Raw genomic sequence first — 15,850 nt, 5'->3', positions numbered from 1 at the left:
GTTCTGCATGGTAATAGCGCAGGCTTGAAATAGGATGGTGAGGTTTGGATCCTATAAATACGGGTAGGCCCGAAGCAGTGTGGCGAGGCGCGCATCCCGCCCTGTGGATCGCCATTTTCGGCGGACTGATTGCCTTCGCCTGGGAAATGTTCCAGCTCCCGTTCTACAGCACTGACGGGCTTGGTCCTGTTGAAGCCGCATACCGATGTGGTCTGGCATCGTTCGGTGACGCGGGCATCATGGTGGCGGCCTATCTGGGCGCCTCGTTGGGAAACCGCCGAACACCTTGGCTTGTCGACTGGCCAATATCCCGCTTCCTTATCTATCTCGCCATTGGTCTGGCGATAACATCCGTGGTCGAAATATTGGCCGTTGGGTCTGCCTGGGGCTGGACCTACAGTCCCACTATGCCGCTAGTCCCTGGGACAAAGATTGGACTCGTTCCCATAATCATGTGGGTCCTTGTCCCGACCGCGACCCTTTGGCTCTCACGGAAAATGGGACTTGGGTCAGCCTAGTCGAAGCGATCGAAAGTGAGCACCGGTCGCCAGGATGAGCAGCGCTACGAATTGCATCAAGACTGTCTCCACCAGGAGAGAAAATCGTCGCCCCGTCGCCGAGAACATCATCATCTCCCTGAGTCCACCACGAGGAAGGTTTTGGTGGACCAGCACTTATGCGGCTACCTGCAATAATCAAAAGCGGTCAGCCTTCAACGGGCTTTGTAAGGAAGTCAGCCTTAGCCGGCACAGGTCGTACAATAACGTAACTGCCTCTTGGATTTCCTTCTCAGGTAGAGCGCAGCTCCCCGCGCGCCTGCGCAAACACCTCGATGCTGCCCCAGAGAGCAAGGCCCGCCATGATCGCGGCGACAACCAGGTCGGGCCATGCGCGCCCGGTTCCGAAGACCCCCAGCGCCGCACCCAGAACCGCCACATTGCCGATCGCGTCGTTGCGCGAGCAAACCCACACCGAGCGCATGTTGGCATCACCCATGCGAAACCGGAACAACATCGCGGCAACCGCGAGATTCACCGCAAGCGCGACGGTTCCGATAATGCCCATGGTTCCGGCGTCCGGCGAGGCACCGACAAAGAAACCCCAGATCGCGGAGCCAAGCACCCATAGCCCGAACGCCAGCATGGTCGCTGCTTTGGCAATGGCTGCGCGAGCGTGCCACGCAAGCGCCATTCCGGCAACGCCGAGACTTATGGCGTAATTTGCCGCATCGCCTAGAAAATCGAGTGCGTCTGCCTGCAATGCACGCGAATCAGCAGCTAGGCCCGCCACGATTTCGACGCCGAACATAACCGCATTGAGAATGAGCGCGATCCACAGGATACGACGCCACAGCGGATCATTATTCGCCTCGCGGTCTTCGACAAAACCGCAGCAATTTTTTCCCATTCGTTCGACTCCTTGTATCGAATCGCCTTATGCACCTTGTAGTCGCTACAAGGTCAAGCGATCGGGGGAAGGTATGTATGCGCATCGGTGAACTCGCCCGCGCGGCGGGCGTAAAGGCGGAAACCATCCGTTACTATGAACGCGAGGGCGTTCTCGCGTCCCCGCCCCGCACACAGGCCAACTATCGCGACTACGGTCCCGAGCACGCCCGGAGACTGAATTTCATTCGCCGCGCGCGCGACCTGGGGTTTTCCATGACGCGCATTCGCGAACTTCTCGAACTGGCCGACGACCGGTCGCGGGCCTGCCATGCGGTCGACACGCTGGCACGCGCGCACCTGTGCGAAGTCAACCGCAAGATTGCCGATCTGGAGGCTCTCCGAAGGGAACTGCGCCGGATGCTGGAAAACTGCGAGCAAGGAACGGTCGGCACCTGTCTGATCATTGAAGCGCTCGCCGAGGGGACTGAAGCGTGAACGCGATATGGATCTATCCCCTTGCCGCGTTCCCGAGATTGCGGGGTGCTTTGCGTTCTGGGCCTGGTTCAGAATGGACAGGAGCGCCTGGTGGCTCCTTCCCGGAGTATTGGCGCTCGTGTTGTTCGCCTATCTCCTTGCTCGCATTGAGGCGGATGCTGCAGGGCGAGCCTTCGCCGCCTATGGCGGCGTCTACATCACCGCGTCGCTTAGCTGGCTCTGGCTCGTCGAAGATACTCGGCCGGATCGCTGGGATGTGTTGGGAGCATCGATATGTCTCGCCGGCGCTGCGATCATCCTTTTTGCGCCACGCGCGGCCTGCAAGGCTGCGGAGAGTTTCTGGAAAAGAAAGCACCGACCAACCTCTCAAGGCACGCGATTGTACTGCGAGCGCTTAGGCCCGCGGAAGAATTGATGCGCCTCGGCGTTCGCAACAGCCTTGCCGCAGAGTATCTCGCTTTGCCGAATCCCGAGCAGCATTTGCTTTCGAGCTCAATTCACCTTTCAAGTCAGTTCTCGCCTGCGGGCACGCAAAATGAAGGGCGGGCGCGAATATCAGCGCCAAAAGCCTCACGCGGAGTTTAAAAACTGACCCGAGCACCACCCACAATGCGCCGCGGGACCCCCGGACGCAGCCCGAAGGGGCGCCTGCTCACGGCGTATTGATTGTCGAGAACATTGTCGACGCGCGCAAACAGGGAGAACTTGTCAGTAAGCGCGTAACTTCCCGCAATATCGAAGACGATGCGATCATCGATCCTCTCGTTTTCAGCAACGGCTCCGCTTCCTGGATCGTCGCGCAACTCGGAAATGTAGTTGGCGCCAACGGTGGCTGCCGCGCGTCCCATGTTTACCCCCGCTTCGGCATAAAGCTGATGGCGAGCGATGTAAGGCAGGTCATCGCCTTCGTTCACATCGCCAAAGAATTCGCTGTCGAAGCTGCTGTCGAATTCTGCATCCGTAAACGTGTAGGCAAGCGACAGGGGGAATGAGATGGAATTGGAAAGACGAGGTTCCGCAGCCGCCGACAGTTCCAAGCCTTTGACCGTAACCGCGCCGCCATTGAACTGATCGCCAATGTCACCGACGCTGCAGCCCACGGATTGAGTGCAGTTGCCCAGAAGGTTCGAGTAGTCGTTGTAGAAGCCGATCGCGGAGACTTGGACCTTGTCGCTCCGATAGCGGACCCCGGCTTCGTAGTTCCAGCTTTCCTCGGCCCGTGCATCAGGATTGCCGGGACCGGGAGGCGAGAAACCGCGCGACACACCTGCCAGCAATATGGCATCACCCAACTCGTAGGTGGCGCCAAGACCTGGCAACCACTGATCAATATTGGTCTGACGGACACGTGTAGGCCCATTCGAGCGATCCGGGTCCGACCCGGCATAGTCGAGCCGGGTCAGGTCAACCCCTTCATACCTCAAGCCGGGAGTCAGTGTCAGGGCACCGAACTCGATCCGGTCCTCGATATAGAACGCAATGGCCTTTGCTTTCGCTTCCCGGTTAGCTTGCTGACCAAGATCGGTTTGCCGTTCAAAGACGAGATCACCACCGATCTGTGAGTAGAATTCCTCGTTTTGCAGCCTGTCTTCCTCATCCTCGTGGTAGCGGACAGATACGGCAAGGTTGTGCCTCGCGCCGCCCATCTGGAAGGGGCGCTCAAGCGAAATCTGAGCGCCTTCGCTGCGATAGACGCGGTTGTTGTTCCGTATGCGAACCGCGCCCTCGAAGCTATCCGCCCCGCGCAAGATGCTAAGCGCCCCGGCATTGTCATCGGGATTAACGAAAACCGAGCTAATTGAATCGAAGCTGCCATCGCCGTCGAAGTCGATATCCTGGAGCTTGGACCAGCTGCGGGCAAAGTCGTTACGGTACAAAGTGGCGGTAATCCTCGTTTCGTCAGAAAACGCTAAGCTGCCGGTAACGCGATATTGATCGTGCTCACCGGAAAAGGCGTCGCGCTGGCTTGCCGCATAGCGACGATAGGGCTCCGCCGCGAAATCGGTATCGGCCAGTCCAAGGTATGTCTCGTTGGCTTCAAGGTCCGATCGGCCATAGACGAATTCCAGTCGCGCCTCGACAGGCGCGTCCGGTGCTGTGTGAACAGCCAGGCGTCCACGGTAATCCTGTCGCTCGAAACCGGTGTCGGCGTCGGGAAGCCCATCGATCGTCTTGAAGCCGTCGCTGCCCTGCTGGTAGGTTTCAAGCAGCGCGCCGACGTAGTCCGTGTCTCCACCGACCCAGGCCTGTCCCTGATAATAGTCGCGCGACCCGTATTGCCCGGAAGCGTAGCCAGCCAGCCCGTCGGTCGGAATGTCGGTCGACCGAAGATTGACCGCCCCGCCGATCGTACGGGGCCCATAGCGAATGGCGGCAGCCCCTTTCGTGACTTCGACCGCCTGCATGCGCCCGATGGCCGGGAAATAATACGCTGCCGGCGCGGCATAGGGAGCAGGCGCGATCAGCACGCCGTCTTCCATGAGCGTGATGTTGCTCGAACGCTCGACCGGGCTGCCGCGCAGACCGATATTCGGGAATAAGCCGAACCCGTCTTCCTCCTGCGTGTTGACGCCGGGGACCTGTCGCAGAACGCGATTTACATCCCCGTGATCGAACCGGCGCAGATCCTCGCTGTCGATAAGATCGGCCGATCCCGCGATACGGTAGGGATCGATCCGGCCGCCGACCACAATGATCGAATCCACCGGGTTCTCCCGGCGCTCGTCTGCAATCTGTTCGGCGCGCACCTCTCCGTCATCAGGCCCGGTAGTCTCTTGTGCCACCGCCGGTGCGGACAAAGCGATTGCGAGGGACGAGACGGCAGTACGATACATAAAAACTTCCTGTTCTCCGAGTGTGGAAATCCGGGCCCTAACCTTATTGCACTTGCCTCGCAAGAGCAAAAACACGCTTTGGGAAAACTTCTCGGCAGCGCTCGTGCGGGTAGCTGTGCAGCGCAGCGCGGGGGATTTGCGACACCGATGAGGCAAGGATGTGGTGATTTACCTGAGCTTCAAAGAGTAAGCCTGCGGTCGGCTGTTTTCCTTTGTAACCGAGCAACTGCAACGCTTTCAACACCTTGCGCAGCGCGGTCCTTTTTGCACGAGCAGTGCCAGGCCGATGGCAAGCCCGACAATCCTCGCAAGCCTGAGTTAGGGTTGTTCAGCAAACACTCGTACGCACCCAAACCTTGCGGCCGAGCTTTGACGGCCCGGGTTCCCGGTTTTTCAGCAATTATCGTGGTCTGCAGAGGTCATCGAATACGGACACAAATCTAAGGCTGATGGGGTCCGCCAACTTCATGCGGATGTGCGGTTTGATGCGCGGGAACGAGATCGGCTTCGCAGTCCGTTTCAAAGCACGCTTCGAATGTCGCATGCTCAATTTGAAACTCTTCTTTCAACATCGACCTAGCCCGGCCCTTCACTTTCTCGAATTGCTCAAGTGAAGCGCCTTCAGGGGTTACATGCGTTTCCAGCGCCCGGTGATGCTCGCCGATCGACCAGACATGAACATGATGTACTCCGTCGATCCCATCCAAATTTTCGAGTGCCGAAACGATCCGATCAAACTCCAGCTCGTCGGGAACCGCGCCCATCAAGAGCCGGACTGTCCGCGGCATCAGGGTCAAACCCTGCCAGATGACATAACCGGCGATGATCAGGGTGATGATCAGATCCGCGATGTAGAGATCGTATAGCAGGATCAGCGCGCCAGCGACGATTACACCGACCGACGCGAGAGCATCGGAGACGTTGTGCAGAAAGGCCGCCTTCATGTTGATGCTGTCATGCGAACCGCGATAGACGATGAAGGCAGTCACCAGATCGATGACCAGCGCTATGCCCGCCACGCCTATGACGGTCCATCCCTCGACCGGTTGGGGATCGGCGAACCGGTTGATTGCCTCCACCAGCAGGTAGAAACCGATGATAAGCAGGGTCGTCAGGTTGATAAGCGCGGCGACGACTTCCCCCTGCGCATAGCCGAAGGTCATCAGCTTGTCGGCGGGACGCCGCCCGATCTTGCGCGCGAACCAGGCCAGGCCAAGCGCGGCCGCATCGCTGAAATTGTGCAAGGCATCAGCGATCAGCGCGAGCGAGCCCGACACGATCCCGCCGATGATCTGCGCTACCGTAAGCAGGACATTGATCGCTACTGCGAATATCAGCTGGCGATCGCTCAGGTTCTCTTCGCCGTGATTATGTCCGGCGTGACCGTGGGAATGCCCCATTATTCGTGTCCCGTTGTTAGTGGTTCATTTGCTAAATGTGGCTGCCGCCGACTCTACGGGATGCTCCAAACCCGAGTTCGAAATATTCACCACGTCGGATAATTCGGCGAGCCCGGCAATAATGAGTGCGAGAAGGGCGAACCCGACGAGAAAAGCAAGAAGCGATTTGAAGTGCCCCGCTGTGTGTGCCGCTTGATGAAGAAGCAAAGCTCTTACCGCTGCAGCCAAGAGCAACCCTGCAAGGACGGTGAGAAGCCAAGGCAGGCCGAAACTATCGACACTGTGTACCATCCAGAATGCCAACAGCGCAGAACCGATGAAGGCCAGAGCGAGACCGACCTGTAGCGCGATGCGGTCCATTCGGCTTGAGCTAGCGGCTATGAACCTAGAGCCAATCTGGCGACTGACCAAGATATTCGCCGTGGCTAACCCTGCCGCTGTGACTATTGCCAAAGTCACGGAAGCGGCTGCTGCAATACCGAGCGTCAAACCATAGCCGATCAAATCGACGATTGAAAAGATCGAGGATACAGCAACATTGGACAAATCCTCGTCGCGATCATGCTGCTTTCTTTTGCCGTCCGCGAAACGGCCTCTGAAATAGCCGGCTGCCCTGCACAGAAGAACATAGGCTCCTCCGCCGAGCAAAAAGAGCACAGGGATGGCCCAGCTGTCGACTGTCGATTGTACGAACGGCGTGATCGCCAGCGCGACGGTCGCAAACAGAAAGCCCGCAGCACCGGGATACAACAGATCGGACCGGCGCAATCCCGCCCCCACCCGTTCGACCCACAACGTCCCTACGACCAAGCCGGTGCTTGCGAATATCGCAAGAAGCAAAACATGCGATCGGCCTTGTGTCTCAAAGATAGTGTCGAAAAGGCTCATTTGCTTTTCACACCCCGTACCGCCGGAAGTTCGTCTGCGACTTTCTTCCGCGCGACAGGCAAATCTCCATCACAGTCTTTTCGAGGAGATGTCTTCATAAGCAAGGGCTGATCGTCATGACCCTCTTCGCGGTGGCTATGGCCGCTCCGCTCACCCTGATCTTGGTTGCCATTGCTCATCCGGCTCCTCCGGAGACTTGCAAAGGCTGCACCCACAGGAATATTACGGCAATAAAAGCCGCATTGGCTGCCCAGAACGCGAAGATGTGCCATCGACCGAAGCCTCTTTTCTCTTCGTCTCCCAACGAAAGAAAGAGAGCGTATAGCGCGGCCATCAGCACGACGAACAGGAGACTGACCCAGAAAAGTTGAAAATTCTCGATCGGGGTTCCGATGATCGTGAGCGGGATGAAGGCGAGCGTCATGGTCACAACATGGTCGCCGATCACGCTTGTGCTAGCGGAGGTCACCTGACCGGAGCGCGCGACGCTCCAAGTCGTGAACACCTCGGGCAGCGATGCGACGGCGGCAGTGATGAAAAGACCGCCGACGATATTCGGGATGCCGAGTGCGCTCACGATCCTCTCGGTCGAGAATACGGTGAAGTAGGCCCCGACCGCCAAGGCGCCGACGCCCGCTATGGCCATCCATTTCTCCTTTCGGCTCCACTCGACCTCTTCTCCCTTCTCTCGGCCCCGAACGAGAGCCTGTACGAGATAGGCGAGATACGCGATCAGCAGCAGCCATCCATCGATCGGCTGCAACCCGCGCCAGGGGGCGGGAAGCGTCAGTAGAGCGAAGACCCCGAGGATCGCCAGGTAAGGCAGCGCCTGGACGGTAAGAGCCCCCTTGTCGACCGCGACGTAATGATCGCGCCGATGCTTCCCGTGCTCCTTGTCAGCACCTTCAAGGGCCGCTTTACGGGTCGCCAGATAAGCGGTCGTCACGATCACCGGAATCACCAGAACGGTCGAACCCAGCATGGCGCCAAGGCCGATATCGGACACATCGCGAGCAGCGCTCGTCACATTGATGCCCATCTCCGGCGAAGCGGCGGCTAGACCTAAAAAGGAGCCCCCGGCCGCGACGGAGAAGCCCCATTGCTTGCGCAGTTTCTTGAGCGGGGCGGACAGGCGTTCCGCGCCCCAATGAGCGGCCCAGACGGCGGCGAGGAGAACCGCTGCCCAGACCGCGATCACTTGCGCCAGCCCTTGTGCTCTGTGCCCTCTTCCTCGTGAACGTCAATATGCGCGTCGCGCAGGATCTCGATGCCGCCGTAGATCGCTATGCAGGCCACACCGATCCCGACGACGAGATCGGGCCAGTTCGATCCGGTGAAAAACACTACGATACCCGCTATGATAATCCCGCCGTTCGAAACGAAATCATTCAAACTGAACGTGGTGGCCGCACGCAAATTCACATCCTTGTTCTGCAGCCGTTTCAGCAGGTAAAGGCACCAGAGGTTCACCGCACCGGCAACCAGCGCCATCACCATCATGACGCCGCCGATCGGATCCGAACCCTCCATGAAGCGCCGGATGGCATCGAGAATCACACCGCCTGCGAACACAAGCAGCATGACCCCGGAAAAACGCGCGGCTCCGCGCTTCCAGACCCGGGAGCGGGTGAGCGCAAGCAGGCTCAATGCATAGACAATCGCGTCCGACGAATTGTCGAGCCCATTGGCAATCAGCGCGTTGGAATCGCCGATTACCCCGGTGATGAAAAACCCTATCGCAATCGCCACATTGAGCCAGAAAACGATCCAGAGAGTGCGGCGCTTTTCGGCCGAATCGAGGTTGAGTTCGCCTTCGCCGCTCATGACGCATTCCTTCCGTCTCTCGCCCAGCTTTCGGCGGCAACCCGCTCGACAGGTGTGAAAAACCTCATCTCCGCGCGGAATAGCGGATCGAAAAGCTTGGTGCCCCACTCTTCCCAACTACTATCGCCGACCATCGCGATCCGGCCGAAGCTGTCCTTGTGCTTCGCATCGAATTTCAGGTCGCGCCAGAGACCGCCCATATCCCAGCCAGAAAAGTCGGGAGCAAGTTCGATAAGCATCGGAACCGTCCCAGGAACTCGCGCCGCGACGCGCTCGAAAAACGGAACGAAGCGGTCATAGTCGCTATCGGAAAGCGTTCCGTCCGCCCTGATGAGCAACAGACCGTTATCTTCGATTGCGGTGAGCATGGCGATTTCTCCTCTTGAATGTTCCGCGCGACCGTCGAGCGGCTTTGGCGCGTCCTCTGGACAGCGGTAAAAGATGCGCTCGAAACCTCGATAGTTGCAGGTGAAGGGCCGTCCCGGGCTACAATCTTCGATCGTAAGATGGCGCACTTGCATTGGCCGCGCATGCCGTTCGAAGGGCTTATGGTCATGGTATATGCGATGGCCTCACCCTCATCGCGCCAGATGCCGACAGCGGACAGATCACCGTCCGAAGGTTGCACCTCTGCATAGAAGCCATCGGCGAAAAACACCCACGCCGTGCCCGTATCGCAGCCGGGCGTTCTGCCGAGGCTCCGCGCGCCCGCAATTGAGTCCGATACCGGATCGCTTCGAGACTTGTCAGTCCCGAAGCGATCTGAGGCAGACAAATTGACCTAGCTAACTTCAATTAGCCCTCCCCTTCAAGTAACATCCCGAAGTTCTTTACGTTCCTCAGGCGTGACGTTGCGACGCAGGCGGTCCCACCATCTTTGGCGCCAGCTTCGCTTCTCCTTGCCATCATCGAGTACCAGGCGAGCGATCGCTGGCAAAACGAACAGCGTGAGCGCAGTGGCTGTGATCAGCCCGCCGATAACCACCGTAGCCAAGGGACGTTGCACCTCAGCACCTGTTCCTGTGGCAATCGCCATCGGCACAAAACCCAGCGACGCCACCAACGCGGTCATGAGCACCGGTCGCAGTCGCGCCAGCGCGCCATCGGCAATCGCCTCATCCAGTGACATCCCGCTGTCGAGTCGCTGCCGGATCGCGGTCATCATGACGAGACCGTTGAGCACCGCCACGCCGGAAAGCGCGATAAAGCCGACCGCTGCCGACACCGAGAATGGCAAGCCTCGCAGCGCCAGAGCGAACACCCCGCCAGCCAAGGCCATGGGAATGGCACTGAACACGGCAAGCGCTGGAACCCATCCACCCAAAGCCATGAACAGCAAGAGGAGAACCAGAGCGAAGGCAATCGGGACGACGATGGTGAGCCGCGCCTGCGCTTCCTGCAGGTTCTGATACTGTCCGCCCCATTCGATGAAGGAGGCCGGCGGCATATCGACGCCGGTCGAAACCCTTTCCTGCGCTTCCTCAACAAAGGAGCCGAGATCGCGCTCGCGTACGTTGGCCGAGACGATCACAAGCCTTCGGCCCTGCTCTCGCCGAACCTCGGCAAGGCCATCGACGACCTGAAAATCGGCCAATGTCCGCAAAGGAACGGTGACCCCGTTTTCAAGCACGATCGGGAGCGCGCCGAGCTGGTCGAAATCGTCGCGCGTAGCATCCTCGAGGCGCACGACAACATCGAAACGGCGATCGCCCTCGAACACCAGTCCTGCTGGCCGCCCGCCGAGCGCGATAGCAACCGACTGTGCCACTTCCTCGACGGTCAGACCATAGCGCGCGATGGTCGGGCGATCGAAGGCGATGTCCAGCGTAGGAAAGCCGGTCACCTGCTGCACCTTCACGTCCGCGGCGCCTTCGACGCCTCCAAGCACGCCCGCGACCTCGCCCGCAGCTTCGGTGAGCGCAGTGAGGTCATCGCCGTAGAGCTTGACCGCGACATCGCCGCGCACACCGGCGATCAGCTCGTTGAAGCGCAGCTCGATAGGCTGGCTGAACTCGTAGAGATTGCCGATGAGGCCTCCGAGCGCGCTTTCCATTTCACCAACAAGCTCATCTTTCGGCAAATCGGGATCGGGCCATTCGTCGCGAGGCTTCAGGATGACATAAGCGTCCGAAGCATTGGGGGGCATTGGATCGCTGGCGACTTCGGCCGTGCCCGTCCGTGAGAACACAAGATCAACTTGGGGAAACTCTTCGAGCCGGTCTTCGACCCGCCGCTGCATCGCCAGCGAGCGTTCGAGCGATGTCGAGGGGATGCGCAAGGATTGCACCGCGATGTCGCGTTCATCGAGCTGCGGGGTGAACTCGCTGCCCAGAAAGCCGAACACAAAAACCGCTACTGTGAAGAGACCAACCCCGGCACCAATCATCGGCCAGGGCCGCGCAATGACCTTGCGCACGGCGGGACCGTAGCGCTCTTTGGCCCAGCGAATGGGCTTCACCTCCTTTTCGGTCAGCTTCTTGTTGAGCAGGACCGCAATCATCGCTGGCACGAAGGTCAATGAAAGAACGAAGGCCGAAGCCAGCGCGAGCATCATCGTGATCGCCATGGGCGAGAACGTCTTGCCCTCGACCCCGGTAAAGGTCAGCAGCGGCGCGAAGACGAGGAAGATAATCGCCTGACCGTAGACGGTCGGTTTGATCATTTCCTGCGCTGCGAGACGCGTTTCGGTCAGCCGCTCACCCAAGGTAAGCAAGCGTCCTTCGCGATGTTGCCGGGCCGCAAGCCGGGCGACGCTGTTCTCGACAATGATGACCGCACCATCGACGATCAGCCCGAAGTCGAGCGCGCCCAGGCTCATCAGATTACCTGAGACACCAAGCCGGTTCATCCCCACCGCTGCCATCAGCATCGAAACGGGAATGACCAGTGCGGTGATTATGGCGGCGCGGATATTGCCGAGCAAGAGGAACAGGACGGCGATCACGAGCAATGCGCCTTCGAGCAGGTTCTTTTCGACGGTGGAGATCGTCGCATCGACTAGTGAGGAACGATTGTAGACAATCTCAGCGACAACTCCGTCCGGAAGCGATGCGCGGACCTCTTCAAGTCTCTCGGCAGCACCAGCCGCAACGGTCCGGCTGTTCTCGCCCGCGCGCATCAGCACGGTTCCCACCACCGCCTCTTCACCGTTCAGTGAAGCAGCACCGGTTCGCAGGTCGCCGCCGATCTCCACATCGGCCACATCGCCGATGCGGATGGGCACGCCCTCGCGGGTCGCAATGACGGCTTCTTCGATGTCGGCAATGCTGCCCAGCCTCGCGTCCACGCGGACAAGCAGGGCTTCGTCGGCACGATCGACGAAATTGGCGCCTGCCGCCAGATTGGCGGCTTCTAGAGCATCGATGAGTGAGTCGAATGACAGGCCATAGCCGGTGAGACGTGCCGGATCGGGCTGAACAAGGAATTGCTTTTCGAACCCGCCAATCGAATCCACGCCGGCCACGCCGTCGATCGAGCGCATCAACGGCGCGACCACCCAATCCTGCACAGTGCGCAGATAGGCCGCCTTAGCCACCTCACTCTCGAGGCGGTCGCCGCGTTCGGTGATGAAGCTGCCATCGGACTGCCAGCCTGTGCGGCCACCAGTGGTCGCACCCTTGCCACCGGGATGCTCATACTCGATCGTATACATCAGCACTTCGCCAAGGCCGGTGGAGATCGGCCCCATGGTAGGCTCCGCTCCTTCGGGCAATGAAGCGCCAATCGGCGCGAGCCGTTCGTTCACCTGCTGCCGGGCGAAGTAGAGGTCGGTGCCCTCCTCGAAAATCGCGGTGACCTGGCTGAAGCCGTTGCGCGAAATCGATCGTGTCATCTCCAGGCCTTCGATCCCGGCAAGTCCGGTTTCGATGGGGAAGGTCACCTGCGTCTCGACCTGCGAAGGTGAGAGCGCGGCAGCGCTGGTGTTGATCTGGACCTGCGTGTTGGTGATGTCGGGAACCGCGTCGATCGGCAGGCGCACCAGATTGAACGCTCCGTAGATCGCTGCGAACACGGTCAGGACGATGATCGCCCAGCGGAAACGAACGGCGACATCGAGGATGACTCCGATCGGGCCGTGACGGTGGCTACCTTCGTCCGAAGACATGGGAGAAGATGCCGTGGTTTGATCAATGGCCATGTTCTGCGCCCTCCTTTTCGAGCTCGGACTTCAACAGGAAGGCATTGGCAGTCGCGATCCGCTGACCGGGCTCGAGCCCGGAGAGGATCGTCACCATTCCGGCAGACCGGCTGCCGATCTCGACCTCCCGAGCCTGAAATCCGCGTCGTGTCCGCACGAAGACAACATCGCGTCCTTCGAGCACCTGCACAGCATCTTCGGGTACCGCGATACGGCTCTGGTCCAATTCGCCCGAGGGGCGAATACGCGCCTGAAGGAACGATCCGGGCTGCAGACCGGGAACGGCGCGCGTCAAGGTAAGAACCGCTGTCGCGCTACGGCTCTCGGCATCGAGCGAAGGCGTTACCGACCGGACGCGAGCGCCGATCTCCCTTCCATCGCCGAGGATCAACGCAGCCTCGTCGCCAGGCTGGATGCGTGAAGCATCTTCGGAAGGCAGCGCAACCTCGATCTGCAAGCCGCTGGGATTGACCACGCTGTAAAGCTCCTCCCCGGCGTCGACGAACGAGCCGAGCACGATTGGAGCGGCGGTCACACGGCCCGAAAGCGGGCTTGTGACAGCGAGCGAGCGCCCATCGCCGCTCACACCTGCTGCCGCGACAGCAGCCTGCGACCGGTTCAGTTCGGAACGGGCAACGTCAAGATTGGCGCGCGCCGCTTCGAGATCCTGGCGCGCTGTCACATTGGCTTCGAATAGCCGGCGCTCCCGTTCATAGGCCGCCGAAAGCTCGGTTACGCGGGCGCGGGCGGCACTAAGCTGGGAAGCGAGTGCAGCCGCATCGGCGCTTTCGATCCGAGCGACGGTCTCGCCCTGCCGGACATAATCGCCAAGCGTCTTGCCAACGCTGCGCACGACACCGGAAGCCCGTGCATCGATGCGTGCGCTGGCGGTCGGACTTGCCGCAACCGTTGCAGGAAATACGAGTTCGACAGCGGCACCCGTTTGCACCGCTGCGACCTCGATCTCGGCGGTGCGGATCTGCTCTTGCTCGATTAGCACGAGCCCCTCGGGCAGTTCTGTCTCTGCGACCTCTTCGTCCGCGTGGGTGTCGACCTGGCTGTCAGGCCAGAACATCAGCATCAAGGCCGAAACAAGTATGACAATTCCGGCGATGATCGCCAGTCTTTTGCGGTTCATTTTGGTATTCCTCATTGTGCGGCCAGCCTGATCAGTTCGGCGGCAGCTTGTCCCCGGTCTTCTTGCGCAGCAATCAACGCCTCGCGAATGGCATCGCGCGCTTCGGCTGCGCTCAACACTTCGATCAGCGGAAAGCGGCCATTGCGATAACCGATGCGGACGAGCCGAAGAGCCTCCTCGGCCTGGGGGAGTGATGTCGTGGAAAGCGTCTCGACGCGCGCTTCGGCGGCAAGATATTGCGATCGTGCGCGCGTCACGGCTTGCTCGAAATCGGCCAACGCTACAGCCTCGCGAGCATTGGCGGCGCGCAGCCTTGCTTCGGCTGCAGCGATATTGCCCTGATTACGATTCAAGAAGGGAAGCGGGATCGAGACACCGAGAAGAAAGGCACTGTCATTGCTTTCCTCGAAGCGTCGAACACCGGCGGAAACGACGGGATCGGGAATGCGCAGGCTGCGCTCACGATCGATCTCGGCGGCAGCGGCGGTGCTTTCCGCACGCGCCACTCGCAATTGCAGACCGCTTGCTGTCGCCATTACAGCACCGGGCGGTTCGATCCCGGGGAACCTGCTCGGAACAAGCGGCGGCGCCCCCTGATCGCCCCATAGCGAGGCGAGGGCCGTTCGGGCTGCAAGACTTGTCGCTTCGGCGGCCTGAAGTTCGGCTTGCGCTTCCGCCAAGGCCGCTTCGGCCCGAAGAGCACGGAGCGGGGGCTCGCGCCCGACTTCTACGAGGAGACCGGCAATGCGGGCGAGTTCTTCGTTTCGCTCAACCACATCGAGGGCCAGTTCGACGCGCGAGGCTGCTGCAGCCGCTGCTACGTAGCGTTCACGGACAAGAAATCCGAGTTCGGCCCCCGCAAGGTCAGCCCGCAGATCCGCCAGCTGTGCCTGCGCCCGGGCAGCCTCGACGCGTGTGCCGCGTTTACCTCCAAGTTCGAGCCGCTGTCCGACAGCAAGCGTATATTCGGTGGCGCTTAGCCCGGAGAAGGCCCCACTCCCGGCGATGTTCTCGACCTCGAGCGATATTTCAGGGTTGGGCCGCAACCGCGCCTGTCCGACAAGAGCCTGCGCCGCCTCGGCTTCCGCTCGAGGGCCGACGATGCGCGGGTTTAACTCGGTGTTAGCGGGTTCGGCAACCACGCCTGTCCGGCCCAACGCCTCGTCGAGCGTCAGAAGCTCCCGCTCCTGCGCTGCCACAGGCGTGACAATTGCGGCGAGGGCTAGCCCTGCTATCAGGGCCCCTCGCCATTTGATGGCTGGCATTTTTCAAAACTCTCTCTGCTGACAAATCGAAATGCGCTGCGTCAAGCAGCGCAGTGACGGTCGTCAGGCGCGAGGAGGGCGTTTGGGTAAATTGCTCGCATCGCCGAATAATTCTTCGGCCATATGCGACCCAACCGTGATGTTAAGCCGGTCGGGCATGTCGTTTAAAAGCTTCGATTTCAGTGCTGCGGCGACGTGATGGCAATGCCCGTGGGCGCATTCCTGCTGCTCCGGGCTTTCGTTTTGCGGGCTCTCGTCCGCATCAATGTCGAACATCTGGACCGAATAGGCTATTTCTGACAGCTCGTCCGCACATTGCGCTGCTTCGACCGCCGGAGACGCCATCAGCGCTGCGACCGCCAAAAGGGCGGCGACAATCCTGACGGGAATCAAGGCGTTCAGATCGAACATCCTGTGGCCCCTAACAAGGTGAAACGAAAGTTGAAACAAAAATCTTCTCGGTTGCTGTAATGTGATATT

Annotated in this window: 15 protein-coding genes; 4 read left to right on the top strand and 11 right to left on the bottom strand. The window is 60.1% G+C overall.

The window, feature by feature from the left end; all coding sequences use genetic code 11:
* Positions 1-44 precede the first annotated feature (44 nt).
* Positions 45-518, top strand: a complete 474-nt coding sequence (locus ABJ205_RS02320) for a hypothetical protein (protein ID WP_348499794.1) — start codon at positions 45-47, stop codon at positions 516-518.
* A gap of 271 nt (positions 519-789) precedes the next feature.
* Here ABJ205_RS02320 and ABJ205_RS02315 read toward each other — a convergent pair whose 3' ends face one another.
* The gene (locus ABJ205_RS02315) at positions 790-1,407 is read right to left on the bottom strand and encodes a cation transporter (RefSeq protein ID WP_253520384.1); all 618 of its coding nucleotides are present in this window, start codon (positions 1,405-1,407) and stop codon (positions 790-792) included.
* A 77-nt stretch (positions 1,408-1,484) separates the two neighbouring features.
* On the opposite strand from ABJ205_RS02315, the gene ABJ205_RS02310 reads away from it, so the two are divergent.
* Both ABJ205_RS02310 and ABJ205_RS02305 read left to right on the top strand, forming a co-directional pair.
* Entirely contained in the window at positions 1,485-1,883 is a 399-nt protein-coding gene (locus tag ABJ205_RS02310; protein ID WP_348035554.1) for a helix-turn-helix domain-containing protein, read from the top strand.
* Between the two features lie 73 nt (positions 1,884-1,956).
* A complete protein-coding gene (locus ABJ205_RS02305) occupies positions 1,957-2,298 on the top strand; it encodes a hypothetical protein (protein ID WP_348035552.1) in 342 nt (113 codons plus the stop codon).
* 166 nt (positions 2,299-2,464) lie between these two features.
* On the opposite strand, the gene ABJ205_RS02300 is transcribed toward ABJ205_RS02305, so the two are convergent.
* The 6 genes from ABJ205_RS02300 to ABJ205_RS02275 all read right to left on the bottom strand — a co-directional run bounded on the left by ABJ205_RS02300 (position 2,465) and on the right by ABJ205_RS02275 (position 9,197).
* Positions 2,465-4,717, bottom strand: a complete 2,253-nt coding sequence (locus ABJ205_RS02300) for a TonB-dependent receptor (protein WP_348035550.1) — start codon at positions 4,715-4,717, stop codon at positions 2,465-2,467.
* 440 nt (positions 4,718-5,157) lie between these two features.
* Positions 5,158-6,117 (bottom strand): cation diffusion facilitator family transporter, encoded by a 960-nt coding sequence (locus ABJ205_RS02295; RefSeq protein ID WP_348035548.1) that lies wholly within the window; start codon positions 6,115-6,117, stop codon positions 5,158-5,160.
* 24 nt (positions 6,118-6,141) lie between these two features.
* Positions 6,142-7,005, bottom strand: a complete 864-nt coding sequence (locus ABJ205_RS02290) for a hypothetical protein (RefSeq protein WP_348035546.1) — start codon at positions 7,003-7,005, stop codon at positions 6,142-6,144.
* 175 nt (positions 7,006-7,180) lie between these two features.
* Complete coding sequence (locus tag ABJ205_RS02285) at positions 7,181-8,203, bottom strand: hypothetical protein (protein WP_348035544.1); 1,023 nt, start codon at positions 8,201-8,203, stop codon at positions 7,181-7,183.
* Entirely contained in the window at positions 8,200-8,829 is a 630-nt protein-coding gene (locus ABJ205_RS02280; RefSeq protein ID WP_348035542.1) for a cation diffusion facilitator family transporter, read from the bottom strand. Before ABJ205_RS02280 ends, ABJ205_RS02285 begins: the two co-directional genes overlap by 4 nt.
* Positions 8,826-9,197, bottom strand: a complete 372-nt coding sequence (locus tag ABJ205_RS02275; protein ID WP_050600441.1) for an STAS/SEC14 domain-containing protein — start codon at positions 9,195-9,197, stop codon at positions 8,826-8,828. Before ABJ205_RS02275 ends, ABJ205_RS02280 begins: the two co-directional genes overlap by 4 nt.
* An 18-nt stretch (positions 9,198-9,215) precedes the next feature.
* Between ABJ205_RS02275 and ABJ205_RS02270 the strand changes: the two genes are divergently transcribed.
* Positions 9,216-9,467: a hypothetical protein gene (locus ABJ205_RS02270; RefSeq protein ID WP_348509981.1), complete on the top strand. Its 252-nt coding sequence runs from the start codon at positions 9,216-9,218 to the stop codon at positions 9,465-9,467.
* 170 nt (positions 9,468-9,637) lie between these two features.
* On the opposite strand, the gene ABJ205_RS02265 is transcribed toward ABJ205_RS02270, so the two are convergent.
* The 4 genes from ABJ205_RS02265 to ABJ205_RS02250 form a co-directional block, all read right to left on the bottom strand.
* Complete coding sequence (locus ABJ205_RS02265) at positions 9,638-12,934, bottom strand: CusA/CzcA family heavy metal efflux RND transporter (RefSeq protein WP_050600442.1); 3,297 nt, start codon at positions 12,932-12,934, stop codon at positions 9,638-9,640.
* Positions 12,935-12,956: 22 nt separating this feature from the next.
* Positions 12,957-14,105, bottom strand: a complete 1,149-nt coding sequence (locus ABJ205_RS02260) for an efflux RND transporter periplasmic adaptor subunit (RefSeq protein WP_050600443.1) — start codon at positions 14,103-14,105, stop codon at positions 12,957-12,959.
* Between the two features lie 11 nt (positions 14,106-14,116).
* Positions 14,117-15,370 (bottom strand): TolC family protein, encoded by a 1,254-nt coding sequence (locus ABJ205_RS02255; protein ID WP_348509980.1) that lies wholly within the window; start codon positions 15,368-15,370, stop codon positions 14,117-14,119.
* A 63-nt stretch (positions 15,371-15,433) separates the two neighbouring features.
* Positions 15,434-15,781 (bottom strand): hypothetical protein, encoded by a 348-nt coding sequence (locus ABJ205_RS02250; protein WP_050600445.1) that lies wholly within the window; start codon positions 15,779-15,781, stop codon positions 15,434-15,436.
* Positions 15,782-15,850: the final 69 nt, after the last annotated feature.

The organism is Erythrobacter sp. (assembly GCF_039988855.1).
Classification (GTDB): Bacteria; Pseudomonadota; Alphaproteobacteria; order Sphingomonadales; family Sphingomonadaceae; genus Erythrobacter.
Note: the sequence above shows the minus strand (reverse complement) of the source record. Positions and strands in the feature narration are given on the sequence as shown.

Coding starts and splice junctions, on each gene's coding strand:
- ABJ205_RS02275 (WP_050600441.1), bottom strand. CDS start 9,197: ATGCTCACCGCAATCGAAGATAACGGTCTGTTGCTCATCAGGGCGGAC.
- ABJ205_RS02270 (WP_348509981.1), top strand. CDS start 9,216: ATGTTCCGCGCGACCGTCGAGCGGCTTTGGCGCGTCCTCTGGACAGCG.
- ABJ205_RS02300 (WP_348035550.1), bottom strand. CDS start 4,717: ATGTATCGTACTGCCGTCTCGTCCCTCGCAATCGCTTTGTCCGCACCG.
- ABJ205_RS02255 (WP_348509980.1), bottom strand. CDS start 15,370: ATGCCAGCCATCAAATGGCGAGGGGCCCTGATAGCAGGGCTAGCCCTC.
- ABJ205_RS02295 (WP_348035548.1), bottom strand. CDS start 6,117: ATGGGGCATTCCCACGGTCACGCCGGACATAATCACGGCGAAGAGAAC.
- ABJ205_RS02305 (WP_348035552.1), top strand. CDS start 1,957: ATGGACAGGAGCGCCTGGTGGCTCCTTCCCGGAGTATTGGCGCTCGTG.
- ABJ205_RS02250 (WP_050600445.1), bottom strand. CDS start 15,781: ATGTTCGATCTGAACGCCTTGATTCCCGTCAGGATTGTCGCCGCCCTT.
- ABJ205_RS02265 (WP_050600442.1), bottom strand. CDS start 12,934: ATGTCTTCGGACGAAGGTAGCCACCGTCACGGCCCGATCGGAGTCATC.
- ABJ205_RS02315 (WP_253520384.1), bottom strand. CDS start 1,407: ATGGGAAAAAATTGCTGCGGTTTTGTCGAAGACCGCGAGGCGAATAAT.
- ABJ205_RS02290 (WP_348035546.1), bottom strand. CDS start 7,005: ATGAGCCTTTTCGACACTATCTTTGAGACACAAGGCCGATCGCATGTT.
- ABJ205_RS02310 (WP_348035554.1), top strand. CDS start 1,485: ATGCGCATCGGTGAACTCGCCCGCGCGGCGGGCGTAAAGGCGGAAACC.
- ABJ205_RS02280 (WP_348035542.1), bottom strand. CDS start 8,829: ATGAGCGGCGAAGGCGAACTCAACCTCGATTCGGCCGAAAAGCGCCGC.
- ABJ205_RS02260 (WP_050600443.1), bottom strand. CDS start 14,105: ATGAACCGCAAAAGACTGGCGATCATCGCCGGAATTGTCATACTTGTT.